26 protein-coding genes and 1 tRNA gene are annotated in these 22,340 nt (G+C 58.9%); 11 read left to right on the top strand and 16 right to left on the bottom strand.

All coding sequences use genetic code 11. The annotated features are described in order from the left end of the window. Positions 1-15 precede the first annotated feature (15 nt). Positions 16-1,044: a phosphotransferase family protein gene (locus ACR0C9_RS05980; protein WP_170621806.1), complete on the bottom strand. Its 1,029-nt coding sequence runs from the start codon at positions 1,042-1,044 to the stop codon at positions 16-18. A 15-nt stretch (positions 1,045-1,059) separates the two neighbouring features. Then, positions 1,060-1,878: an SDR family NAD(P)-dependent oxidoreductase gene (locus ACR0C9_RS05975; RefSeq protein WP_480780591.1), complete on the bottom strand. Its 819-nt coding sequence runs from the start codon at positions 1,876-1,878 to the stop codon at positions 1,060-1,062. Positions 1,879-2,003: 125 nt separating this feature from the next. On the opposite strand from ACR0C9_RS05975, the gene ACR0C9_RS05970 reads away from it, so the two are divergent. From ACR0C9_RS05970 to ACR0C9_RS05960, 3 genes are all read left to right on the top strand, one after another. Then, the gene (locus ACR0C9_RS05970) at positions 2,004-3,005 is read left to right on the top strand and encodes an NADPH:quinone oxidoreductase family protein (protein ID WP_170518596.1); all 1,002 of its coding nucleotides are present in this window, start codon (positions 2,004-2,006) and stop codon (positions 3,003-3,005) included. A gap of 122 nt (positions 3,006-3,127) precedes the next feature. After that, positions 3,128-3,577, top strand: a complete 450-nt coding sequence (gene aroQ / locus ACR0C9_RS05965; RefSeq protein ID WP_170450693.1) for a type II 3-dehydroquinate dehydratase — start codon at positions 3,128-3,130, stop codon at positions 3,575-3,577. Beyond that, on the top strand, positions 3,574-4,329 hold the full coding sequence (locus tag ACR0C9_RS05960) for a LuxR family transcriptional regulator (protein WP_170518593.1): 756 nt from the start codon (positions 3,574-3,576) through the stop codon (positions 4,327-4,329). Before aroQ ends, ACR0C9_RS05960 begins: the two co-directional genes overlap by 4 nt. A 369-nt stretch (positions 4,330-4,698) precedes the next feature. Here the strand turns inward: ACR0C9_RS05960 and tsf are convergent, their stop codons facing one another. The 5 genes from tsf to ACR0C9_RS05935 all read right to left on the bottom strand — a co-directional run bounded on the left by tsf (position 4,699) and on the right by ACR0C9_RS05935 (position 8,477). After that, entirely contained in the window at positions 4,699-5,574 is an 876-nt protein-coding gene (gene tsf, locus ACR0C9_RS05955) for a translation elongation factor Ts (protein ID WP_170450697.1), read from the bottom strand. A gap of 77 nt (positions 5,575-5,651) precedes the next feature. Next, on the bottom strand, positions 5,652-6,431 hold the full coding sequence (rpsB, locus tag ACR0C9_RS05950) for a 30S ribosomal protein S2 (RefSeq protein ID WP_170450699.1): 780 nt from the start codon (positions 6,429-6,431) through the stop codon (positions 5,652-5,654). A gap of 166 nt (positions 6,432-6,597) precedes the next feature. After that, positions 6,598-7,434 carry a lyso-ornithine lipid O-acyltransferase gene (gene olsA / locus ACR0C9_RS05945; RefSeq protein ID WP_170450701.1) on the bottom strand — a complete coding sequence of 279 codons (837 nt, stop codon included), beginning with the start codon at positions 7,432-7,434 and terminating at the stop codon, positions 6,598-6,600. 5 nt (positions 7,435-7,439) lie between these two features. After that, entirely contained in the window at positions 7,440-8,195 is a 756-nt protein-coding gene (gene olsB, locus ACR0C9_RS05940) for an L-ornithine N(alpha)-acyltransferase (protein WP_480780590.1), read from the bottom strand. A gap of 99 nt (positions 8,196-8,294) precedes the next feature. Then, positions 8,295-8,477 carry a DUF3553 domain-containing protein gene (locus ACR0C9_RS05935; RefSeq protein ID WP_170450705.1) on the bottom strand — a complete coding sequence of 61 codons (183 nt, stop codon included), beginning with the start codon at positions 8,475-8,477 and terminating at the stop codon, positions 8,295-8,297. Positions 8,478-8,517: 40 nt separating this feature from the next. Here ACR0C9_RS05935 and ACR0C9_RS05930 point away from each other — a divergent pair, with 40 nt between their 5' ends. Next, entirely contained in the window at positions 8,518-9,114 is a 597-nt protein-coding gene (locus ACR0C9_RS05930; protein WP_480780589.1) for a histidine phosphotransferase family protein, read from the top strand. Here ACR0C9_RS05930 and ACR0C9_RS05925 read toward each other — a convergent pair. The 9 genes from ACR0C9_RS05925 to ACR0C9_RS05885 form a co-directional block, all read right to left on the bottom strand. Then, on the bottom strand, positions 9,111-10,373 hold the full coding sequence (locus ACR0C9_RS05925) for a glutamate-5-semialdehyde dehydrogenase (protein ID WP_170621804.1): 1,263 nt from the start codon (positions 10,371-10,373) through the stop codon (positions 9,111-9,113). The genes ACR0C9_RS05930 and ACR0C9_RS05925 overlap by 4 nt on opposite strands. 21 nt (positions 10,374-10,394) lie before the next feature. Continuing rightward, a complete protein-coding gene (gene proB / locus ACR0C9_RS05920; protein ID WP_480780588.1) occupies positions 10,395-11,501 on the bottom strand; it encodes a glutamate 5-kinase in 1,107 nt (368 codons plus the stop codon). Beyond that, positions 11,489-12,523 (bottom strand): GTPase ObgE, encoded by a 1,035-nt coding sequence (obgE, locus tag ACR0C9_RS05915; protein WP_170621802.1) that lies wholly within the window; start codon positions 12,521-12,523, stop codon positions 11,489-11,491. The genes proB and obgE overlap by 13 nt, the downstream gene beginning before the upstream one ends. Before the next feature lie 37 nt (positions 12,524-12,560). Then, positions 12,561-13,097 carry a GNAT family N-acetyltransferase gene (locus ACR0C9_RS05910; protein WP_170450716.1) on the bottom strand — a complete coding sequence of 179 codons (537 nt, stop codon included), beginning with the start codon at positions 13,095-13,097 and terminating at the stop codon, positions 12,561-12,563. Then, on the bottom strand, positions 13,094-13,702 hold the full coding sequence (locus ACR0C9_RS05905; RefSeq protein WP_480581192.1) for a LysE family translocator: 609 nt from the start codon (positions 13,700-13,702) through the stop codon (positions 13,094-13,096). The genes ACR0C9_RS05910 and ACR0C9_RS05905 overlap by 4 nt, the downstream gene beginning before the upstream one ends. 95 nt (positions 13,703-13,797) lie before the next feature. Further along, the gene (gene rpmA, locus ACR0C9_RS05900) at positions 13,798-14,067 is read right to left on the bottom strand and encodes a 50S ribosomal protein L27 (protein WP_039535512.1); all 270 of its coding nucleotides are present in this window, start codon (positions 14,065-14,067) and stop codon (positions 13,798-13,800) included. 11 nt (positions 14,068-14,078) lie between these two features. Continuing rightward, the gene (locus tag ACR0C9_RS05895) at positions 14,079-14,690 is read right to left on the bottom strand and encodes a 50S ribosomal protein L21 (RefSeq protein ID WP_480780694.1); all 612 of its coding nucleotides are present in this window, start codon (positions 14,688-14,690) and stop codon (positions 14,079-14,081) included. Between the two features lie 207 nt (positions 14,691-14,897). Next, entirely contained in the window at positions 14,898-15,701 is an 804-nt protein-coding gene (locus tag ACR0C9_RS05890; RefSeq protein ID WP_480780587.1) for a DUF2059 domain-containing protein, read from the bottom strand. Further along, on the bottom strand, positions 15,698-16,540 hold the full coding sequence (locus ACR0C9_RS05885) for a DUF2059 domain-containing protein (RefSeq protein ID WP_170518569.1): 843 nt from the start codon (positions 16,538-16,540) through the stop codon (positions 15,698-15,700). The genes ACR0C9_RS05890 and ACR0C9_RS05885 overlap by 4 nt, the downstream gene beginning before the upstream one ends. Before the next feature lie 123 nt (positions 16,541-16,663). Between ACR0C9_RS05885 and ACR0C9_RS05880 the strand changes: the two genes are divergently transcribed. The 7 genes from ACR0C9_RS05880 (at position 16,664) to ACR0C9_RS05850 (ending at position 22,340) form a co-directional block, all read left to right on the top strand. Then, a tRNA-Ser gene (locus ACR0C9_RS05880) sits at positions 16,664-16,753 on the top strand. A 232-nt stretch (positions 16,754-16,985) separates the two neighbouring features. After that, on the top strand, positions 16,986-17,543 hold the full coding sequence (locus ACR0C9_RS05875; protein WP_480780586.1) for a hypothetical protein: 558 nt from the start codon (positions 16,986-16,988) through the stop codon (positions 17,541-17,543). Between the two features lie 211 nt (positions 17,544-17,754). Then, a complete protein-coding gene (locus ACR0C9_RS05870; RefSeq protein ID WP_480780585.1) occupies positions 17,755-18,762 on the top strand; it encodes an alcohol dehydrogenase catalytic domain-containing protein in 1,008 nt (335 codons plus the stop codon). Positions 18,763-18,832: 70 nt separating this feature from the next. Continuing rightward, positions 18,833-19,708 (top strand): branched-chain amino acid ABC transporter permease, encoded by an 876-nt coding sequence (locus tag ACR0C9_RS05865; protein WP_170518560.1) that lies wholly within the window; start codon positions 18,833-18,835, stop codon positions 19,706-19,708. Positions 19,709-19,711: 3 nt separating this feature from the next. Then, positions 19,712-20,809, top strand: a complete 1,098-nt coding sequence (locus ACR0C9_RS05860; RefSeq protein WP_480780584.1) for a branched-chain amino acid ABC transporter permease — start codon at positions 19,712-19,714, stop codon at positions 20,807-20,809. Next, complete coding sequence (locus ACR0C9_RS05855) at positions 20,806-21,570, top strand: ABC transporter ATP-binding protein (RefSeq protein WP_480780583.1); 765 nt, start codon at positions 20,806-20,808, stop codon at positions 21,568-21,570. Before ACR0C9_RS05860 ends, ACR0C9_RS05855 begins: the two co-directional genes overlap by 4 nt. Further along, positions 21,567-22,340 (top strand): ABC transporter ATP-binding protein, encoded by a 774-nt coding sequence (locus ACR0C9_RS05850; RefSeq protein WP_170518554.1) that lies wholly within the window; start codon positions 21,567-21,569, stop codon positions 22,338-22,340. Before ACR0C9_RS05855 ends, ACR0C9_RS05850 begins: the two co-directional genes overlap by 4 nt.

Genomic DNA, 22,340 nt, shown 5'->3' with positions numbered 1-22,340 from the left:
GCTTGACGACCCTACCTAACGTCGTTCCAGCGCGGCCAGCCCGTGTTGCGCGAAGATGGGAACATAGGCTCCGAACGCCTGGGCGCGCTTTGGATCGGACGCGTTGCCATCCAGAGCGCGTTTGTAGACGCCCTGCAAAATCCCCGCCATCCGAAAGAAGTTGAAGGCCAGATAGAAGCCGAAATTGTCGATCCCCGGCAGTCCGCGCCGTTCGCAATATTGTGCGATAAAGGCCCGATCACTAGGCAGGCCCAGAGCGTCCCGGTCGATTCCGGCCAGCCCGCGCCCCTCTTTTCCCGGAGGCATTTGCCACTGCATGATCACGGCTGCCAGATCTGCATAGGGGTGGCCGATGGTCGACAATTCCCAATCCAGAACACCGATGCAGTTTGTGCCGTCTGCGGCGAACATCAGATTGTCGATGCGATAATCACCATGCACCAGCGTCCGTTGCCCGTCATCCTGCGGAAGCGACGTCTCCAGCGCGCCGATCAACCTGTCCATGTCCGCAATGTTCGCGGTTTCGGATGCGCGGTATTGCTTGGTCCAGCGTGAGATCTGGCGTTCGAAATAGTTCCCCGTCGGGCCGTAGTCAGTCAGACCAGCGGCGTCGATGTCCACCATATGCAACTCTGCCAGAACCCGGTTCATTTCGTCGATGACCGCGCGGCGGGCATCGTTGCTTTCGCCCTCCATCTGCGGCTCAAGAAAGACCCAGCCTTCCAGATGTTCCATTACGTAGAATGCCGACCCGATCACCGAATCATCCTCGCACAGTAACAGCATGCGCGGCACCGGAACGCGGCTGTCGGCAAGGGCGCGTTGCACCCGGAACTCTCGATCCACCGCATGGGCGGATTTCAGCAGCACACCCGGGGGCTTGCGGCGCAAAACGTACGATTGTTTTGGGGTACGCAACCGGAAGGTCGGGTTCGACTGGCCGATGGCGAATTTCGTGGCGTCCAGCGGACCTTCATACCCCGCCAGATGTTGGGACAGGTAGGCGTCGACAGCATCCAGGTCCAGATCGGTTTCGGTGCTCATAACTGGCCCTCGCACTTAGAACGCAGCTTCAAAGATATTACCGGCAGTCACAACGTTAATGCCACCTGATACTGGGATAACCGCACCGGTCACGAAACTGCCACCGCGTCCGCACAGAAACAGCATACAGCCCGCAATATCCTCGTCCCGGCCCACGCGGCCCAGAGGGACGGATTTGCCGACCTTTGCGCGAGTATCTTCGTCCGCTGTGGCAAAAGCTGTCATGCGCGACACAAACGGCCCCGGGGCCAGGGCGTTCACGGTGACATGGTAAGGCGACAACTCTTTCGCCAAGATTTTGGTCAGGTGCAGCACCGCAGCTTTAGACGCCGAATAGCTATAGGCCCCATCGCCCATCGGAACCTCACCCATGACCGAGCCGACATTGACGACCCGCGCAGGATCTTCGGCGGTGCCGGACTTCATCAGCAAGGGCAACAGTTTCTGGGTCAGGTCAAATATACCAGCAACGTTGACGGACATGACCTTGTCCCAAGCGTCATACGGGAACTGCCCCATTGGCGCGCCCCAGCTAACGCCGGAATTATTCATAAGAATATCAAGGCGGTCAGTGCGCGCATTAATGCCTGCAACCAGTGCATCAATCCCTTCCTGGCTTCCCAGATCCCCGGCAAATCCAACCGCGCTGCCCGGTGCATCCAGTGCGTTCAGCTCTTCGGCAACTGCTGCGCAGGCGTCGCCTTTGCGCGAGGCAATCAGGACATGGGCACCAGCCCGGACCAAAGCCTCGGCCGCCATGCGCCCGATGCCGGTTGCACCACCTGTCACCAGCGCGGTTTTGCCTTGCAGCGAAAATAGGGTCTCGGGGGTCATGGTCTGCTCCTCACTTACATCTGTGGGCAGGTGCCGTTGCGGGAACCAAGGGGATGGCCCGTTGACAACACATGATCCTGCACCAAAGCTTTCTGTGACAGAATAACAGAGACATCAGGGTCAACATGCAAGCATTACTCAGCGTCGCGCCCGGCGGGCCCGAGACTTTGGAACTGACCACCCTGCCCGATCCAACCCCCGGCAAAGGCGATCTGTTGATCGAAGTGAAAGCGGCTGGCGTGAACTTTCCCGACACGCTGATCATCCGCGATCTGTATCAGATGAAGCCCCCGCGCCCCTTCGCCCCCGGCGGAGAAATTGCCGGAGAGGTTCTGGCCATCGGTGAAGGCGTCACCGGATTTGAACCGGGTGATCGGGTGCTGGCGCTGACTGGTCACGGCGGATTTGCGACGCACCTGACACTCAAGGCTGCGACGGCGATCAAGATCCCGGACGAGATGCCGTATGAGGACGCCGCCTGTTTCATTTTCACCTACGGCACCTCGTACCACGCCCTGAAAGACCGCGCGCATCTGCAATCCGGCGAAACCCTCTTGGTTCTGGGCGCGGCCGGAGGCGTCGGTTCGGCCGCGATTGAGTTGGGTAAGGCCATGGGCGCGCGGGTGATTGCGGCGGTGTCTTCGCAGGACAAGGCCGAGTTCTGTCGTCAGGTCGGCGCGGATGAAACCATCGTGTACCCGAAAGACATGGACAAACAGGCGCAAAAGGACTTCTCGGGCCAGATCAAAGCATTGGCCGGGTCAAATGGTGTGGATGTCGTCTATGACGCGGTCGGAGGACCCTTTGCCGAGCCCGCCCTGCGCAGTATGGCGTGGAACGGGCGCTTTTTGGTTGTCGGCTTCCCGGCAGGGATCCCGAACATCCCGCTGAACCTTCCCTTGCTCAAAGGGTGTCAGGTCGTTGGCGTATTCTGGGGCGCGTCCGTATTCCGTGACCCAAAGGGGCACGCGGAAAACGTTGCCGAGCTGTTTGGCCTCTATGCTGCGGGACACATCAAACCGCGCATCAGTGATCGATTCCCGCTGGCCAAAGCCGGACAGGCGCTGGATCTGCTGGCCGGGCGTTCGGTTCTGGGAAAGCTGGTCGTCACGCCCGGTTCAGACTGAAATTCGCGCTGAACAAGCGGCACAAGATCACAGCTCGAGGCGCTTATGCTGCAATGCGACACAGCGCGGTAGACAATCTGGCCTATTCATGTCTATGAACCTGTAATGGGGATAGTAAAGACATGAATAACGTTCTGGTTTTGAATGGTCCGAACCTTAATTTGCTGGGCACGCGCCAGCCCGAGGTTTACGGCAGCACCACCTTGCAGATGGTCGAGGATTTGTGTGTCGAACATGGTGCGTCCATCGGCCTGAATGTCACGCATTTCCAATCCAACCACGAAGGCGCGTTGATCGACGCGATTCATGCGGCGCGGGGCGCGCAGGACGGTCTGGTTCTTAACGCGGGTGCGTATACGCATACCTCTATCGCGCTGATGGATGCGATCGCCTCTGTCGAACTTCCGATGGTCGAAGTTCATCTGTCCAACATCCACGCCCGCGAAACCTTTCGCCATACGTCTTATATCGCAAAGGTAGCACTGGGGCAGATTTGCGGGTTCGGGGCGCAGAGCTATGTTCTGGCGCTTGACGCGCTGGCCGCCCATTTGGGGTCAAGAGGTGCCGGATGACTCTGAAAGAATACCTGCATTTCGTAAGCTACGCCAAAACCCTGGAAGAGTTGTGGGACGCGCATTGCCGGCAGATGGCCGAATATGGCTTTGACCGGCTGATTTATGGCTATACGCAGTTCCGCACCGAAACCTCGCTGGGCGACCCCGAGGATTTCGTGATCCTGACCAATCACTGCCACAACTACGTGGACGGTTTTCTGAAGGGCGGACTGTACTTCCATGCCCCGATGCTCAAATGGGCGCTGGACAACGAAGGCGCTGCCAGTTGGCGGATGATCCAGGACATGATGTCCAGCGGTCGTATGACGGCGCAGGAACGCAAGGTCTTTGAGTTCAACAAGTCGATGGGCGTAGTGACGGGCTACACGGTTAGCTTCAATTCCGTTTCGATGCGGTCGAAGGGTGCGATTTCGCTGTCCGCAAAAGGTGGGCCAAGTCAGGATGAAGTTGACGAGATCTGGGCAGAGCATGGCGAAGACATCCTGTTGATGAACAACATGGCGCATCTCAAGATCCTGACCCTGCCCTACAATCCCCCGAACCGGGCGCTGACCAAACGACAGCGCGAGGCGCTGCAATGGGTCGGGGATGGCAAGACGACTCAGGACATTGCGCTGTTGATGGGGCTGACCTCGGCCACCGTGGAAAAGCACCTGAGGCTCGCGCGCGAGTCGCTTTCGGTTGAAACCACGGCGCAAGCGGTCCTCAAGGCCTCGCTACACAACCAAATGTTCATCATGGAGGCCTGATGTTGTTGATTTCTGACGCTAAACTGCGTCAATTTACCTTAGGTAAGGAAATCATGACTTCCGGTTTACGCGATAAAGTTGCAGATTGATATTGTTCCGTGAGTGGTGGCTTTAGCCAGGGAACACATCGATCAGATCTTTGCAATTTCAGAGCTCTCTGGTCACTCTGACACTGAGGCGCCTATTTGTCCGCGTCACGAGGTCGGAAATTTGGGGGGCCTCGACCATCCCCATCATGCGGGGCCCTCCATCCTTCTTCCTCTTGGTTTGCGTCGGCCTGACGTTGGCCAAAAAAAGAAAACCGGTTACGCTGGGCGTAACCGGTTTTTTTTGTTGTGTCGGGCCTCTGACGAGGCCCTGAATGGTCGCTTAGCCTTGGGCCGCCTTGGCGACTTCGGCTGCGAAGTCTTCTTTTTCGACCACGATGCCTTCGCCAACTTCCAGACGGATGAAGCCGGTGATGGTTGCGCCCGCTTCTTTGGCCGCTGCTTCAACGGTCAGGTCAGGGTTCACAACGAACGACTGGTTCAGCAGAGTCGATTCCGCGACGAATTTCTTCATGCGGCCTTCGATCATCTTCTCGATCACCTGCTCCGGCTTGCCGGATTCGCGGGCGATGTCCATCTGAACCTGCTTTTCTTTCTCGACAACTGCCGGGTCCATGTCGGCCTCGGACAGAGCTGCCGGGTTCACAGCAGCGATGTGCATCGCAACCTGCTTGCCGATCGCTTCGTCGCCACCGGTCAGAGCGACCAGAACGCCGATTTTACCCATGCCGTTGGTGGCTGCGTTGTGGACGTAGGACACAACAGTGTCGCCCGACAGCTTGGCCATACGGCGTACCGACATGTTTTCGCCGATGGTGGCGATCTTGTCGGTCAGGGTGTCGGCAACGGATTTTCCACCCAGATCAGCGGCCAGCAGCGCTTCGACATTGTCGACGCCTTCGGCTGCGTAAGCGATCTTGCCAACCATTTCCTGGAACTCGGCGTTTTTCGCAACGAAGTCGGTTTCCGAGTTCACTTCGACTGCAACACCGTTGCCACCGTTGACGTGAACAGCAACCAGACCTTCTGCTGCGGTACGGCCCGATTTCTTGGCCGCTTTGGCCAGACCTTTGGTGCGCAGCCAGTCAACGGCTTCGTCCATGTTGCCGCCGGTTTCGGTCAGCGCTTTTTTTGCGTCCATCATGCCTGCGCCGGTTGCGTCGCGCAGTTCTTTAACCATTGCTGCTGTGATTGCCATCTCTTGGCTCTCCTCAATTCAAACGGAATTGGGGCAGGTCATACCCTGCCCCATATGTCATTTACGTGACGGGCAGCTTACGCTTCGGCAGGTGCTTCAGCTTCTTCTGCAACGGCTTCTTCAACCGGGGCTTCTTCGAACTCGCCCAGGTCAACGCCTGCGGCACCCAGCTGAGCGGTCATGCCGTCCAACGCGGCACGGGCTGCCAGATCGCAGTACAGAGCGATGGCGCGCGCTGCGTCGTCGTTGCCGGGGATGATATAGTCAACGCCGTCGGGCGAGCAGTTGGTATCGACAACGGCCACAACCGGGATACCCAGCTTGTTGGCTTCGGCGATGGCCAGTGCTTCTTTTTTGACGTCGATGACGAACAGCAGGTCAGGAACGCCGCCCATCTCGCGGATACCGCCCAGCGACGCCTGCAGCTTGGCCTGGTCACGTTCCATGCCCAGACGCTCTTTCTTGGTCAGGCCTTCGGCGCCTGATTCCATCGCTTCGTCGATCTGGTTCAGACGGTTGATCGACTGGGAAACGGTTTTCCAGTTGGTCAGCGTGCCGCCCAGCCAGCGGTGGTTCATGTAGTACTGAGCCGACTTTTCAGCGGCTTCGGCGATCGGGCCGGCGGCCTGACGCTTGGTACCAACGAACAGAACGCGGCCACCTTTTGCAACGGTGTCACGAACGGCCTGCAGCGCCTGGTCCAGCATCGGAACAGTCTGGGTCAGGTCCATGATGTGGATGCCATTGCGCGAACCATAGATGAACGGGCCCATGCGGGGGTTCCAACGCTGTGTCTGGTGACCAAAGTGAACGCCAGCTTCCAGCAGCTGACGCATGGAGAACTCGGGAAGAGCCATGCTATTTTCCTTTTCCGGTTTACGCCTGGGCGGGGGTGAAAGAAGCGGATGCTCCAACCGGCGGTCTTGATGAGGATGTCTCCCTCAAAAAGCCCAAACCCCGCCTGCGGGTTTGAATGGCGCGCGTATACGGCAGGTTTTGATGCAGTGCAAGGGCCTTTTGCCCTTATTTTTCAAGCCGCGCCAGGCTGTGCGCATGCCGCACGGCCTCTTCGCAATGGGCTGCCAGCGCCTTGCGGTTTTCAAAGTCGCTGACCTTGGCGGGCGCGTGGTAAATCAGTTCGACCGAACCCTGACGCAGTGCGCCGAGTGTCTTGAGAAGGTGCGGACCGAACTCCATATCACCCCACCAGCCATAGAACCGATCCGGTTGCTCCTTTGGCGCGTGAAACACGACGGAAACAGGCTGCACATACATAAAATCACGCAGTTCATCTGCGAAGAATGCCGCGAAGAGCGTTGTTTTAAATGGCAAAACCCGCAATCCATCGGTCGAAGTCCCTTCGGGGAAGAACAACAGTTTGTGTCCGGCCTTCAGGCGAGACTCGAACACTTTGGTCTGCTCGCGCGCCTTTTTTGGGTTCCGCTCGATAAATACGGTTCCGGTCGAACGGGCCAGCCAGCCGATTCCGGGCCATTTCGCGACCTCGGCCTTGGACACAAAGTAAATCCGCTTGCGCGCGTTCAGGGCGAAGATGTCCAGCCAGGACGTGTGGTTCGCCACCACAGCTCCGCGCTGCTGCATCAACTCGCCCGACGTTCGAAAACCGATACCCAGAAACCGGAGTGCATTGCGGCACACAAATTGCGCGATGAACGGAGTAATCGGACGACGAACCCCGAAGAGAGGGAGTTCGAACAGGCGAATGGTCAGAAGGACGATCAGGCCCCCAAACACCAAAAGCGCCAGAGGCACCCCGCGCAAGATGACAAGAACCCAGCCCAGCGGACCCAGATTGATCGGGTCAGGTGCCTCGTCACTATTCCACAATGGATCGTTCACGCCGGTTATGCCCCACCATAGATGCGTTTTTGCCGCTCGTTCATACGGGCGGTATCCAGGATCAGGCAAACATCCGTGGTGTTGAACGCATGGTCGATAAACGCCCCCTCGCCCACAAATCCACCCAAACGCAAATAGGCTTTGATCAGCGCGGGCACCTGCACCATCGCGGCGCGGCGGTCGAGGTCTTCGGGCGCGACCAGATCCATCGATTGAAACACGTCCGGCTGTGCCCGCACCCGCAGATCCTCGGGGGCCAGATGGTTGTGGTGCAGCATGGACAGGGATTGCGCGAGGGGTTGAACATCGGTGCCGTGAAAGCTGGCGACGCCGAACAGAACTTCGATCCCGCGTTCGTTCACATAGGCGGCCAAGCCATTCCACAGGTGATACATCGCAGTACCACCGCGATAATCTGCATGCAGGCAGGACCGGCCCAATTCCAACAGCTTGCGTCCGCTTTGCTTTAAGACGGTCAGATCATACTCGTCTTCGGAATAGAACTGCCCGATTTCCGCAGCACGTTCGCCCGGTAACAGCCTGTAAACGCCCACAACTTCGCCACTCAGGTCGTCAATGGCCAGCATGTGATCGAAATACGGGTCGAACTTGTCCTGTTCCAGACCCGCGTTGTGATCGACCATCTCGCCGCCGCCGCCCAGTTCGCGCACGAACACATCATAGCGCAGCCGTTGCGCGGCGCGCAGGTCATCCTCGGTTTCGGCGAGTTTGATGGTAAATGAGGGGCCTGTATCCGGCATGTCTATCCTTTGAATTGCCCCCGGCTGATACCGCAGGTTTTCACGTAAAGGCAACACGGCCACATCTGGTGTTCAGCGTTAACCTTTCCTAAACCAGTTTCACGGATCAAAGACCGGCACCAGGGCAATGCGTGTCCCGTCGATTACCACTTTGCCCTGCTCGCGAAAGTTAACGGTGATCTTGCCTGCGATGTTGGACTGCACCTGTCCGATACCCCAATCGGGGAAATCCGGGTGGCGGACATACATGCCCGGTGCAAGAATGGCATTGAGGTCTGACATTTGGGCTCCGGTCCGGTGGCAGATACAGCAGGAGGTACGCATGGGCGCTACGGACGTCAACCTGGCCGAGCTGATCGGCTCGCGGATCTGTCACGATCTGATCAGCCCGATTGGGGCAATCACCAACGGATTGGAACTGTTGGACATGGTTGGCGCAGTGCAGGGCCCCGAGATGGAGTTGATCTCGGGCAGTGTTGGCAGCGCGGGCGCGCGTATCCGGTTCTTTCGGGTGGCGTTCGGGTCGGCCAGCGATCAGCCGCTGGGGAAGACCGAAGTCGCTGAATTGCTGAAGGATATCGAACGCGCCGGACGTGTGCGGGTGAACTGGAACCTGACCGAGCCGGTGCCGCGCAATCAGGTCAAGCTGGCCTTTCTGGCGCTGATGTGTTGCGAAAGTGCGATGCCCTTGGGTGGCGAGGTCGAGATTTTAGTCAATGGTACCGGCTGGCAGGTGACCGGGACGGCGGACAAGTTAAATGTCGACCCTGATCTTTGGAAGAACGTCACAACGGGGCGGTTTCCCAAAAAGATCACGCCCGCGCAGGTGCAGTTTGCCCTTCTGCCGGAGACGGCGACCGCGATGGGGCGGCGGGTTAGCGTAGAAACCAACTCAACCCGCGTCGCCCTTCGGTTTTAGGCGCGGGTGGTGCCGTTGCCGCGCACCAGGTACTGAAAACTGGTCAGTTGCGCCGCGCCCACCGGTCCGCGCGCATGCATCTTGCCGGTGGCAATCCCGATTTCAGCGCCCATCCCAAATTCACCACCATCAGCAAACTGGGTTGAGGCGTTGTGCATCAAAATCGCACTGTCGAGCCGTTCGAAGAAGCGCCCTGCGGCAGCAGTGTCCTCAGTCATGATACAGTCGGTGTGGTTCGAGCCGAACTGTTGGATGTGCGCAATCGCCGCGTCGATATCGGCAACGGGTTTGGCAGCGATGATGCTGTCCAGAAACTCTTTGCCCCAATCATCGGCGGTGGCTGCGACGGTCCCTTCTGTGGCCAGAGCGCCCTCGGCATGGACCTCGACACCCGCTGCAATCAGCGCCGCGATCACGTCACGCCCCAACGTGTCTACGACGTCCTGATGGACCAGAAGACACTCAGCCGCGCCGCAGATACCGGTGCGGCGGGTTTTTGCGTTCAGCACCACGTCCAGCGTCTTTTGCGGGTCAGCGGCTTTGTCGATGTAGATATGCACGATGCCTTCCAGATGCGCAAAGACCGGAACGCGCGCCTCGCGCTGAACCAGCCCGACAAGGCCTTTGCCACCTCGGGGCACGATGACATCGACATAGTCGGTCATGGTCAGCAATTCCTGAACTGCGGCGCGATCACGGGTCGGAACCAGTTGAATCGCATCTGCGGGCAGGTTCGCGGCCTTCAACCCTTCGACCAGACACGCGTGGATGGCGGTTGAGGAGTGGAAGCTTTCGGACCCACCGCGCAGAATCACCGCATTCCCTGATTTCAGGCACAAAGCACCCGCATCCGCTGTCACATTGGGGCGGCTTTCATAAATCACGCCGATCACGCCCAAAGGCGTGCGGACCCGCTGGATATTCAGGCCCGAGGGCATGTCCCATTCGGTGATCACCTCACCCACAGGGTCAGTCTGGTCCGCGACAGTGCGCAGCCCGTCAACCATGCCCTGAATGCGGGATTCGTCCAGCATCAGGCGATCCATCATTGCGGGGCTCAGGCCCTTGTCACGACCAAACTCCAGATCTTTCTTGTTGGCCTCGATGATTTCCGCACGGTTGGCCCAAACGGCCTCAGCAGCCGCGATCAGGGCCGCATGTTTGCGCTCGGCGCTGGCAAAGGCCAGTTCGCGCGCAGCCTCTTTGGCGCGTTTGCCAAGGTCGGCCATCAGGGCGGGGATATTGTCGAGGTCCTTCATATCATATGCCTTTCTGCGCCGTTACAGCGCCAAATCGTCCCTGTGGATCAGCGCCGCGCGACCGGGATAGCCCAGCGTCGCCTCAATCTCCGAGGATTTGCGCCCCTTGATCGCGTCCGCTTCCTGCGCGGTATAGCGGCTGATCCCTTGCGCCAGTCGCCGCGCCTGCGGGTCGAGGATTGCAACGGGGTCGCCGCGCCCGAAATCGCCGGTGACTTCGACGATACCGGCGGGCAGCAGGCTATTGCCATTGGCCAGCGCCTTTGCGGCACCCGCATCCACCTTGATTTCGCCGCGCGGTTTCATGGCCGAAATCCAGCGCTTGCGGGCTGCATGCGGGTCCAACGTCGCCGTGAACCACGTGCGGTTCGCGCCATTTTCAAGCGATTGCAATGGGTTGAGGGGCGATCCTTCGGTTATCGCCATGTCACAGCCCGCCGCAGTCGCCATTTTAGCAGCCAGCAACTTGGTCTTCATCCCGCCTTTGGACAGGCCGGACCCGGCATCGCCTGCCATCGCCTCAATCTCGGGCGTGATGGTGTCGATGGTGTCATAGCGGGTGGCCGAGGGGTCTTCGTTCGGATTGCCGGAATAGAACCCATCGACGTCGGACAGAAGGATCAGCTGATCGGCCCCGACCGTCACCGCGATTTGCGCGGCCAGACGGTCATTGTCGCCATAGCGAATCTCGTCCGTGGCGACGGTGTCGTTTTCATTGACGATGGGCACAACACCCAGCCCCAACAAAGTCTCAAGCGTGGCGCGCGAGTTCAGATAGCGCCGCCGATCCTCACTGTCCTCCAGCGTAACCAGCACCTGAGCCGTGGTGATGTCATGAGGGGCAAGCGCCTCTTCATAGGCGCGCGCCAGCCTGATTTGACCCACTGCCGCTGCCGCTTGCGATTTCTCCAGTGGCAAGTCTGCCATCGGCAATCCCAGAACGCCGCGACCCAATGCGATTGAGCCGGAGGACACCAGAATGACATCCGCGCCCTGCCCCTTGAGCCACGCCACGTCCTGCGCCAGTGATTTCAGCCAGTCCGAGCGCAGCAAACCGGTGTGCCGGTCCACCAGCAAGGCAGACCCGATCTTGACCACCAAGCGGCGTGCTGCGGTCAGGGTTGCCAAGACTGAGCCTCCTCAGCGGGCTTTTGGCGCAGGCGGTTTTCGTCGATCTGCGCGCGCAAGGCCCGCAGCACTTCGGTCACGCCGAGATGAGCAACACCTGACATGGTCATGACGGGGCCACCAACTGCCTCTTCAAGTTCGGCCTTGATCAGGTCGCGTTCTTCCTCGTCCAAAGCGTCGATCTTGTTCAGCACGGTGATGCGCGGCTTGTCCGCCAGCTCTCCGCCGTAGGCTTCGAGTTCGGTGATGATGGTGCGATAATCTTCGACCACGGTTTCCGAGGTGCCATCGACCAGATGCAGCAGAACCGCGCAGCGTTCCACATGTCCTAGGAACCGGTCGCCGATCCCCCGCCCCTCATGCGCCCCTTCGATCAGGCCGGGGATATCGGCCACGACGAATTCGACGTTATCGACGCCAACAACACCCAGATTGGGATGCAGCGTCGTAAACGGATAGTCGGCGATCTTGGGCCGGGCATTCGACGTGGCGGCCAGAAAGGTCGATTTGCCCGCGTTGGGCATGCCAAGCAGACCCACATCCGCGATCAGCTTCAGCCGCAGCCAGATGGTGCGGTCAATCCCCGCCTGCCCCGGATTTGCGCGGCGCGGGGCCTGGTTGGTGGCCGATTTGAAGTGCAGGTTGCCGAACCCGCCATTGCCGCCCTTGGCCAGCAGGAACCGCTGTCCAACCTCTGTCAGGTCGCAAATGACGGTCTCTTCATCCTCGTCCAGGATCTCGGTCCCGATAGGCACGCGCAGGATAATGTCGTCACCATCCTTGCCGGTGCGTTGCTGACCGCGACCGGGTTGGCCGTTCTTGGCGAAGAAATGCTGTTGATAGCGGAAGTCGATCAGGGTGTTCAGCCCATCCACAACCTCGGCCCAGACAGACCCGCCCTTACCGCCGTCCCCGCCATCGGGTCCGCCGTATTCGATGTATTTTTCGCGTCGGAAGCTGACGCAGCCGCTACCGCCGGCCCCGGACCGGATGTAGACCTTTGCAAGATCGAGAAATTTCATGTCAGTCCCCTACTGCAAAGGCCCCATCGGCCACAAGTCAGAGTTTTTTACTATAGGTCCAGGTGGGCACATTTGCGTCGCGCGCCACCGAATAGCTTTCGGCGTCCCCCAGATATTCAAACCCGCAATGGGTCAGCACCCGGGCCGAGGCCGGGTTGTCCTGAAACACGCTGGCGAACATGGTCGAGTTTTCCAGCGGATTCGCCAGAACCAGAGCCTCGACCGCCAAGGACGCGATGCCTGTGTTCCAGTAAACCGGAGCGACCCAATAGCCGACCTCGGACTGGTTGCGATCCAGCCGCTGCAACGAGATCAGGCCGATCAGTTCAGGCCCGCCATCCTTGGTGGCGTCCATCGCCCAGACGTCTTCGTCCCGGTCTTCGGCCATCGAACGGGTCACAAAGGCCTCAATCGAGCCCGGTGGCAATGGGTGCGGAATCGACGTCGTCATCCGCGCCACGCGCTCATCGCCTGCATAATGTTCAATGAGACCCATATCCGACCGGCGCAGGGGGCGCAGGTCGAACCGCTCGGTTTCGATGACCGGCTGATTGATTATCGTCTCAAGTTTCATGAGTGCGTTCCTCCTCCGAACAACACAAAAAGTACGGACGCAACGGTTAAACTGGCTAACGTCCACATCAGATATTTTTCCGCAGGCCGACCTTCAACCGTCTGGGCGATCCGATCGCCTGCAAAAGTCCAGACCGGGTGCAATAAGACCTGACAAAACAACAGGCAAAGAGCGATTGTTAACGTCGCTTCAAAACTTGATGTGCCCGCGGCCACAAAGCCCGTAAACCCGGCAATGATCATCGCCCAGGCCTTGGGGTTCAGTGGGTGAACGATCAGCCCGGCCAGAAAACCCGGCACTTGCGTGTCAGCGTTTCCGCGCGACAGCCGCAGATTGGCAATCTTCCACGCCAGCCAGATAATATAAGCGGCCGAGGCATATTTCAGCACCTCAAACACCAACGGCGCCTGATCGGCCACCTGCATCAGCCCGAACCCAACAGGCCAGATGATCAACTGCTTGCCCAGAATAACGCCGCCCACAAAAGGCAACGCCGCCCGAAAACCATAGCGCGCACCTGTTCCCAGCAGGACCATATTGGCTGGTCCCGGCGTGCCGACCTGGCTGGCGGCAAAGATCAGGAAACTAGTGGTGGCGACTGTCATTCGGGTGGTCAATCACGACTGCGTTAAAACGAAAAAGGGACCGGCACTTTCTGCCGGTCCCCCATGAATTTTTTATTAACCTTATGGGTTTCGGCTTACTCTGCGGCCTCCGCCACTGGCAGGACCGAAATGAAGGTGCGGTTTTTCAGTCCCTTGTGGAACTTCACGGCGCCATCGGTGGTTGCAAAGATGGTGTGATCTTTGCCCATGCCTACGCCTTCGCCCGGCCAGAACTTGGTGCCGCGCTGACGTACGATGATGTTGCCTGCGATGGCTGCCTGGCCACCATAGAGTTTCACGCCAAGGCGACGACCCGCTGAGTCGCGACCGTTACGGGAGGAACCGCCAGCTTTTTTATGTGCCATTCTCTCTCTCCTTAGCCCTGAGCCAGCTCTTTGGCTTGCTCAACCCATTCGGGTTTCACTTTGATGGTGTCGATAGCAGCAATCTGCTCGTCCGACAAGGCGGCCAGAGCGGCAAAGCTCTCGATACCGGCTTCGGCCAGCTTTTTGGCAGCGGCAGGGCCGACACCGTTCAGCGCGGTCAGATCGTCAGAAGCAGCGGCAGCCGGAGCTTCTGCTTTTGCAGCAGCTTTTTTGGCGGGCTTTGCAGCCGGAGCCGCCTCACCTGCCGGTGCCGAACCGGTTGCAGCTTTGATACCAGACTTGTCAGCGCCCGACGACAGGATGTCGGTGATTTTGACCAGAGTCAGTTTCTGACGGTGGCCAACGGTACGCTTCGAGCTGTGCTTACGACGGCGTTTGACGAACTTGATGACCTTGTCACCTTTGACCTGTTCGATCACTTCGGCCTGAACGCCTGCGCCTTCGACGAACGGCGCGCCAACGACCGGTGCGTCACCGCCCAGCATCAGAACGTCGTTGAATTGAACTTTTTCACCTGCGTCGGCAGCCAGTTTTTCAACGCGGAGGATATCACCCGCCTGAACCTTGTACTGCTTGCCGCCAGTCTTGAGGACCGCAAACATGCGTCTTTCCTTTTCATACCCGCGTTCTGTGGTCCCCGTATGGGTGTTGCCGGCTTTCGCCACCTCGAACAGCGCGCCCTTTTCGGGCTGTGTGACGACCCCGGGACAATCCCGATGGGTCAAATAATAACGAGACCCGGCGCGGAAAACCGGCCGGGATGCGCGCTTATCCATAGATTGCGGGGCAAAGTCAACACCCAACCGGGCCTAAAGATCCGGGGCGTTCAAAACCTGTGCAACGGCCTCGCCCAAGCGGAAGGAAATTCCATCGAACATCCGGTCGAACCCGTCAAACAAGGCGTCGTTCAGGGCCTTGCCCGTCTCGGTTCGGGAAAAGGCAATGTATTCGCGCATCTGCGTCTCGTCCAGCGGGGCATAGGCCATCAGCAGAAAGGAATAGACCCATGAGGTCGTATCTGCGGTAACCGCATCCTGTTCGGCCAAAAGCTGCGCCAGCAACTCGGCATCGTCAGAGCTGGGGCCGTATTCCAACCCCTTGAAGAAATTGTAATCGGCACTCAGCGCGCCCTGAACGTTCAGGTCAATCAGATCGTTTACCTGTATAAACTCGTCCACCAGTTCATAATGCACGTCGTCCTTCGAGGCATTTTCATAAGCCTCCCGCGCCATATCCTCGATGGTTTCATCCAGAAATGCCCGCCGGGCCGAGTTTTCCAGCGTGATAATGGTCTGTCCCAGGTCGCTTTCGAAAAACACGATTGCCTGATCCAGTTGAGCATCGGTCAGTCCGACCTCAAAAGCGTCGGTCATCCGGTTGCGCATCCAGACAGGGTCAAAGATGTCCTCGACCTGCGCCTCAAAGAACTCGCCACCGGAATTGTCCAATAGGGTCTTGTCCAGTTCCTGCCGCTGGGTGTCGCCTTCGTCGACAATAATGTCCATCGCCTGCATTAAATGCATGGCCAGGGCCAGCCGTTCGACCTTTTCACTGGCAAAGCCGGGCGCAACCCAAAAAAGCAGCGCGGGAATAAGTGCCAGCAGACGCATCATATGTCTTGCGCGGGGTGCAATTCAGCCATTCGGGCTGCCAGAACTTCGAACCGCATGGCCATGATCTCGTATTGGATTGCGTTCAGCAATTCGTAGACTTCCTGCATCAGAGGGTGTTCCAGCGCCTCGACATAGTCATCCACTTCGGCGTCCGAGAAGCTCTGATAGGTATACGCAGCCCCCGCCAGCCCCGACAATTGCAGCGATTGGCGCATCCCGGCCTCATTGTGTTTGAGCATTTCCCGCAACTCATCCGCGCTCAGCTGCAATTCGATAACGCCCGAAGCGCTTGCCGCCAGCAGAAACCGCACCTGAATCTCCTGCAAGGCCCGCAATGCAGTCCCCGACGAGTCAATCGCCGCGTTCATGCGCTTGTAGCTTTCAACCCGTGGCGACCCCGCCTCGACCAGCGCGGCAAAGATCTGCTGTCCTTCCAGTTGCTTGCCGTCCTCATCCTCTTTCAGGTGCGAGGCATTTTCGGCCACGACCAGGCGCTGACCCAGATCCGAGGCATAAAAGTCAACCGCATGGTTCAAAGCCTCGTCATTCAGGGTCTGCTCAAGGATCGACACGGCTGTTTCATGCATGCCCTCGGTGTCGAACACCTCTTCCGTCAGGCGCGTCCAGTCCGAGCCGAATCCGTCCGGGTCTATTCCAAGCATTTGCGGTGCCGACCCGGACGCAAGTGCGATGCTTTCCAGGGCAACGTCAAATCCCGTGGTGGTCAGAAAAGCCTCAATCCGGTCACGATTGGCTGCGGCCACAAGTGAAGGCAAAAGCAACAGCGCGATAAGCGGGGCCAAAAACGAAAGAGCAAGGCGTTGGGCATGATGTGTCATACCCATCAGCCTAGGTGTTTTGATCCGGCAGGCAATGGAAAATCACGGCTTTCTGAGTTTGAGGAATTTTCTGCTTGCACCCCTGCCCGTTCCTCACTAAATCCCCCCCTCACAGACCCCCGCGGAGAGGTGCCGGAGTGGTCGAACGGGGCGGTCTCGAAAACCGTTGTGGGTGCAAGCCCACCCAGGGTTCGAATCCCTGTCTCTCCGCCACTCAATCAGAGTAGCCAGAAATTCCGACGTCAAAGAGCGCGCAACTTTCAAGTGGTGTGTGGCCAGAAATCTAAGATCATCGTGCGGGTTGGCGTGTTATTGCCGTGCCGGACCGGCTGGATCAGCGTAGCATGGCGCATATCTCGCAGATGCAGAAAAACTCGCGGAATTCCCCTTTGAGAACAGTTAGTTTTGCCGCATCCCGGCGACACAAATTCCAAAGGAGATTCACATGTCGCGTACTCTTATTCTGGCCATTGTCATCGCTGCAATCGGCGCTGGCGGCTATTACTATCTGAACCAACCCGAGCCCACCCCGGCAGAGCAATTGCAGGACGCCGCACAAGATGCAGCCGAAGCTGTGAACGACGCGGCGACAGAGGCACAAGACGCGGCAAGCGACGCGGTGGCCGACGCGCAAGAGGCTGTGACTGACGCGGTTGAGTCCGCGCAGAATACCGCTTCGGAAGCGTTGGATGCTGCTGCGGATCAGGCAGCCGAGGCCGCGTCTTCGGTCGCGGATCAAGCCGCGGATGCGGCCGAGCAGGCTGGCGATCAGGTTGCGGCGCTGGCAGGTCAGGGTCAGGAACTCTTCAACTCGTGGCTGCAGGACGGAATGCTGACCGCGCAGCAGTTCGACTATGACGCCATGGTTGCCTCGGTTCAGGACAGCGCGCTGTCGGAAGAGCTGAAAACCCAGGCGATCCAGATCTTTGATGAGATCAAAGCCTCGCCCGAGACGATTTTGCAAAAGATCCAGGACCTGCGCAATCTGTTGACGCAACAATAAAAAAACGGGGGTCAGCTTTCAGGGCTGACCCCTTTTTTGGACGTTACCGTCCCTTCCGTTGGGTCAGGTATCCGCGCGATTGACGCAGCAGCCCCCATTTGCTTGGCTCACGTTACACCCAAACCATCGCCATTTCGCAGGGTCCTTCGGATTCAAGCGATACAACGGCGACAATTTTGAGGACGTAACCGTGACCGATATCCCCTCTTCCATGTTCGCAACCATCCTCAGGCATGAGGGGTATTCCGGCACCATGACCGGCCCGGTGATCGAGAATGCCGGTGACTGGTTGGCCGAAGCGGAACTGCCCGTTCCCCAGCCCGGCCCCGGACAGGTTCTGATCAAGCTGCGTACAGCCTCGGTCAATCCATCGGATCTGCATTTCATCAAGGGCGAGTACGGACAACCTCGGGTCAAGGGGGCTGCGGCGGGTTTTGAGGGGTGCGGCAATGTGGTGGCCACCGGCAAAGGGGCCGAGTCGTTACAGGATCAGCGCGTGGCCTTTGTGGCGGCAGGTTCCGGCGCGTGGGCCGAGTATGTGGTGACCCAGATGCAGATGTGCATCCCGCTGCGCCCGGATATTTCAGACGATGACGGCGCGGCTCAGATCGTCAACCCGCTGACCGCGATGGCAATGGTCGACATGGCGAAAGAGGCAGGAGACGCCTTTGTCATCTCGGCAGCGACCAGCCAACTGGGCAAGCTGATGTGCAGCTTGGGGCGCGATCTGGGTCTGAAACCCATCGCTCTGGTCCGGCGGGCCGAGACCGTCGATATGCTCAAAGACCTCGGCGCGTCCGAGGTGTTGGTCACCTCCGACCCTGATGTGGGCCAGAAATTCGCCGAGCTGAGCCGCACATTAAAGCCGCGCATGTTTCTGGATGCGGTGATGGATCAACTCTCGGAACAGGTGTTCTGCGCCATGCCAAACAAGGCGCGGTGGGTGTGCTATGGCAAGCTGGGCAGCGAGGCCCCGACGCTGACGCAAACCGGCCAGTTGATCTTTATGGGCAAGCGGATCGAAGGCTTCTGGCTGACGCAATGGATGATGTCCACGCCGCCCGCAGACCAGATGCGCGTCGTGACCGAAGTTCAGGCCCGGTTTGCCGATAGGCGATGGAAAACCGATGTGTCAGAACGGCTTACACTCAGGAATCTGGTCCCAAATCTTGCCGATGCGCTAAAAAAGAGTGACGGGAAGGTGATTATCACGCCATAGTAGAACGAACGCCGCACCTTTGCTGTGCGGGTTGGACATGAACCGGATAACCGGCATGGGGAGGGTGAGCTTGGATAACGCGCAGCTGCTGATCAGCGGGCTGGCGAACGGGTGTGTGTACGGCCTGATCGCGCTTGGTTTTGTTCTGATCTACAAGGCGACCGAAGCGGTGAATTTCGCACAGGGCGATTTCATGATGCTGGGGGCCTTTGTCACGATCGGCCTGACAAACACCGAATATATGGGCCTGCCTTTCTGGATGGCATTGCCGATTTCTCTGGGGATCATGGGGGCGCTGGGGTATCTGCTGGATCGCCTGATCATACGTCGCATGTTTGGCCAAAGCCAGACCGCCGTTGTCATCCTGACCATCGCTTTGGGTTTTGTGATCCGCTTTGTCGCCGGGCTGATCTGGGGGCATGAACCGCAGACACTGCAAAACCCACTGGCCGGGAAAGAGGTCCGCTTTGGCGGGCTTGTTCTGGGGATGGAGGACGTTGCTGTCATCGTCGTCACCATCCTGCTGACCTGGGGTCTTTATGTGTTCTTCAGCAGAACCAAGCTGGGGCTGGCGATGCAAGGCGCTTCGCAGAACCAGTTGGCGGCCTATTACATGGGTATTCCGGTCAAGCGCGTGCAGGGGTTCATCTGGGCGCTGGCCGGAGTTGTGGCCGGGATCGCCGGTATTCTCTTCGCCGCGAAGGGCTCGGTCGATCCAACGACGGGCCTGCTGGGGATCAAGGCTTTTGCTGCCGCCGTGATTGGCGGCTTCGGCAGCCTGCCCGGCGCGTTGGCAGGTGGTCTGATCGTCGGCGTGATCGAGCCGTTTGCCAGCCGCTATATTGCCGCAGGCTACAGCCAGATCGCCCCTTATGCGCTGCTGCTGGCCGTGCTGATCTTCCGCCCCAACGGCCTGTTCAGCCAGGTTCGGGTCAAGAAGGTCTGACCCATGCGCATCGTATTCAAAACCAACTACATGCAAGACATCCGGCCCTGGAAAGACCGCTACCAACGGGTTCTGTATCTGCTCCTGCTGGTCGTCGTCGCGACTGCCCCGTGGTGGCTGGATGACTTTTATCTGGGTGAGTTGACCAATGTCCTGATCTGGGCCATCGCCGGTCTGGGACTGATGATTCTGACCGGTCATACGGGGCAGGTCAGCCTTGGTCACGCTGCATTTCTGGCCTTTGGCTGTTATGCCAATGTGATCCTGATCGAAGCCGGAGTGCCCTTTCTGATCGCTTTCCCGCTGGCCGGTGTACTGACCGGAATAGCTGGAGTCACCGTCGCCATCCCTGCCCTGCGCCTGCACGGGATCTATCTGGCGATCTTTACCATGGCATTGTCCATCCTGATGGATGACGTGATCGTTTTGGCCGAGCCTCTGACAGGCGGCGTGGCGGGCAAGTTCATCGGCGGCGTCGACATCTTTGGCCTGAGTGTGGATCGCTGGGGCACCCCCGCCCCATTCTTCTGGCTGGTGCTGAGCGTCGCTGTTCTGGTCACGCTGGGCTATATCAACCTGCTGCGCGCACCTTTGGGGCGCAGCTTCATCGCCGTGCGGGATTCGGAAGTCTCCGCGCAAGCCATGGGGGTCGATATTGCCCGAACCAAGATGATCTCGTTCGCGTTGTCCTGTGCCGTAACCGGCTGGGCCGGCGCGCTGATGGGGATGTTTTCCGGGGCGTTCAACAATGAAACTTTTTCAGTTCTGATCTCGATCCAGTTGCTGATGATGATTGTGATTGGTGGGTTGGGCTCGATCCACGGCGCATTTCTGGGGGCTATCGTGATCGGCTTCCTGCCGCAATTCCTGTCAATCTCGAAGGAGTACGTTGGTGCCCTTTTCGGCGGCAATACAGTCGCTATTCCGGGGCTGGAATTCGGCATTTTCGGCATGATCCTGATCGCCTTCATCCTGTTCGAACCCCTGGGCATGTATGGCCGCTGGCTGAAAATCCGCACCTGGTTCGAGCTGTTCCCCTTCTACCGCAAGGACATGTTCAAACGGCAGAAATCCTATCTCAAGACGGAGCGTCTGAGATGAGTCTGCTGGAGTTCGAGAACGTCACCCTGAAATTCGGCGGCGTCACCGCGGTCGACAATCTGTCGTTTGAGGTCGAGGAAGGCGAGGTGTTTGCCATCGTCGGCCCCAACGGCGCGGGCAAGTCCACCGTGTTCAATCTGATCTCACGCTTTTACGACCCGGTCGCGGGCTCGATCCGCTTTGACGGGCATGATCTGTTGCGGGTGAAACCTTCGGGCGTGGCCGCCTTTGGCGTGGCCCGGACCTTTCAGAATATCGAGTTGTTCGAACATGCCACCGTGCTGCAAAACCTGCTGGTCGGTCGGCACCGGCACCGCAAAACCAACCTGCTGTCCGAGGTTCTGTTCCTGCCCTCGGCCCGAAAGCAAGAGCTGGAAAACCGCGAGAAGGTCGAACAGATCATCGACTTCCTCGACCTGCAGGCCTATCGCGACAAGATGATCTCGGGCCTGCCATACGGTGTGCGCAAAGTGGTCGAGGTGGCGCGCGCGCTGGCCACCGATCCAAAGCTGTTGCTGCTGGACGAACCGGCCTCAGGCCTGTCTGTCGAGGAAACCACCGATATGCGCTGGTGGATCGATGACATCCGGCGGCAGATGGGGATCACCGTGCTTATGGTCGAACATGACATGGGTCTGGTCTCGGGTGTGTCTGATCGAGTTCTGGCGATGGCAGACGGGGCCAAACTGGCCCTTGGAACACCTACCGAGGTGCAATCCCACCCCGCCGTGGTCGAGGCCTATCTGGGGAAAGCCTCATGAGCGAGCCGATCCTGAAAATCCGCAATATCGAAAGCTTCTATGGCCCGATCATGGCCATTCGCGGTGTCTCGCTGGATGTGCATCCGGGTCAGATCGTCTCGATCCTTGGGGCCAATGGGGCGGGTAAGACCACGCTGATGAAAACCGTCTCGGGCGTCATGGACCCCGAAAAAGGCAAGATCACCTTCGACGGGCGGGATATTCAGGGGTCCGAGCCGCATAAGGTTGTGCAACAAGGCATCGTTCATGTCCCCGAGGGCCGCGAGGTGTTTCCCTTGCTGACAGTGAACGAAAACCTCAGCCTCGGGGCCTACACGGCCAAGGACAAAGCCCAGATCGAACAGGATCGCGAGATGGTGTTCAGCTATTTTCCGGTTTTGAAGGAACGTCGCGGGCAAGAGGCCGGAACCCTGTCAGGCGGGCAGCAGCAAATGCTGGCGATTGGCCGGGGCCTGATGGCCAGTCCAAAGATCATGCTGCTGGACGAACCCTCGCTGGGTCTGTCGCCGCTGCTTGTTCAGGAGATCTTCGGCATCCTCAAACGGTTGAATGACGAACAGAACATGACGATGATGCTGGTTGAACAGAATGCCCACGCGGCGCTGGAACTGGCCCATCATGGCTATGTGATGGAGGTCGGACGCATCGTCATGGACGGGGCTGCCGACACATTGCTGCAATCCGAGGACATCCAGAACTTCTATCTGGGTGTGCAGGAAGAAGGCGCGCGGGAAAACCGCCGCTGGAAGCGGAAAAAGACGTGGAGGTGA

The organism is Ruegeria sp. C12, assembly GCF_056537745.1.
Note: the sequence above shows the minus strand (reverse complement) of the source record. Positions and strands in the feature narration are given on the sequence as shown.

Bases quoted from the DNA above. Each gene is read 5' to 3' on its own strand.
- ACR0C9_RS05980 (WP_170621806.1), bottom strand. From the start codon at position 1,044: ATGAGCACCGAAACCGATCTGGACCTGGATGCTGTCGACGCCTACCTG.
- ACR0C9_RS05975 (WP_480780591.1), bottom strand. From the start codon at position 1,878: ATGACCCCCGAGACCCTATTTTCGCTGCAAGGCAAAACCGCGCTGGTG.
- ACR0C9_RS05970 (WP_170518596.1), top strand. From the start codon at position 2,004: ATGCAAGCATTACTCAGCGTCGCGCCCGGCGGGCCCGAGACTTTGGAA.
- aroQ (WP_170450693.1), top strand. From the start codon at position 3,128: ATGAATAACGTTCTGGTTTTGAATGGTCCGAACCTTAATTTGCTGGGC.
- ACR0C9_RS05960 (WP_170518593.1), top strand. From the start codon at position 3,574: ATGACTCTGAAAGAATACCTGCATTTCGTAAGCTACGCCAAAACCCTG.
- tsf (WP_170450697.1), bottom strand. From the start codon at position 5,574: ATGGCAATCACAGCAGCAATGGTTAAAGAACTGCGCGACGCAACCGGC.
- rpsB (WP_170450699.1), bottom strand. From the start codon at position 6,431: ATGGCTCTTCCCGAGTTCTCCATGCGTCAGCTGCTGGAAGCTGGCGTT.
- olsB (WP_480780590.1), bottom strand. From the start codon at position 8,195: ATGCCGGATACAGGCCCCTCATTTACCATCAAACTCGCCGAAACCGAG.
- ACR0C9_RS05935 (WP_170450705.1), bottom strand. From the start codon at position 8,477: ATGTCAGACCTCAATGCCATTCTTGCACCGGGCATGTATGTCCGCCAC.
- ACR0C9_RS05930 (WP_480780589.1), top strand. From the start codon at position 8,518: ATGGGCGCTACGGACGTCAACCTGGCCGAGCTGATCGGCTCGCGGATC.
- ACR0C9_RS05925 (WP_170621804.1), bottom strand. From the start codon at position 10,373: ATGAAGGACCTCGACAATATCCCCGCCCTGATGGCCGACCTTGGCAAA.
- obgE (WP_170621802.1), bottom strand. From the start codon at position 12,523: ATGAAATTTCTCGATCTTGCAAAGGTCTACATCCGGTCCGGGGCCGGC.
- ACR0C9_RS05910 (WP_170450716.1), bottom strand. From the start codon at position 13,097: ATGAAACTTGAGACGATAATCAATCAGCCGGTCATCGAAACCGAGCGG.
- ACR0C9_RS05905 (WP_480581192.1), bottom strand. From the start codon at position 13,702: ATGACAGTCGCCACCACTAGTTTCCTGATCTTTGCCGCCAGCCAGGTC.
- rpmA (WP_039535512.1), bottom strand. From the start codon at position 14,067: ATGGCACATAAAAAAGCTGGCGGTTCCTCCCGTAACGGTCGCGACTCA.
- ACR0C9_RS05895 (WP_480780694.1), bottom strand. From the start codon at position 14,690: ATGTTTGCGGTCCTCAAGACTGGCGGCAAGCAGTACAAGGTTCAGGCG.
- ACR0C9_RS05890 (WP_480780587.1), bottom strand. From the start codon at position 15,701: ATGATGCGTCTGCTGGCACTTATTCCCGCGCTGCTTTTTTGGGTTGCG.
- ACR0C9_RS05885 (WP_170518569.1), bottom strand. From the start codon at position 16,540: ATGACACATCATGCCCAACGCCTTGCTCTTTCGTTTTTGGCCCCGCTT.
- ACR0C9_RS05875 (WP_480780586.1), top strand. From the start codon at position 16,986: ATGTCGCGTACTCTTATTCTGGCCATTGTCATCGCTGCAATCGGCGCT.
- ACR0C9_RS05870 (WP_480780585.1), top strand. From the start codon at position 17,755: ATGTTCGCAACCATCCTCAGGCATGAGGGGTATTCCGGCACCATGACC.
- ACR0C9_RS05860 (WP_480780584.1), top strand. From the start codon at position 19,712: ATGCGCATCGTATTCAAAACCAACTACATGCAAGACATCCGGCCCTGG.
- ACR0C9_RS05855 (WP_480780583.1), top strand. From the start codon at position 20,806: ATGAGTCTGCTGGAGTTCGAGAACGTCACCCTGAAATTCGGCGGCGTC.
- ACR0C9_RS05850 (WP_170518554.1), top strand. From the start codon at position 21,567: ATGAGCGAGCCGATCCTGAAAATCCGCAATATCGAAAGCTTCTATGGC.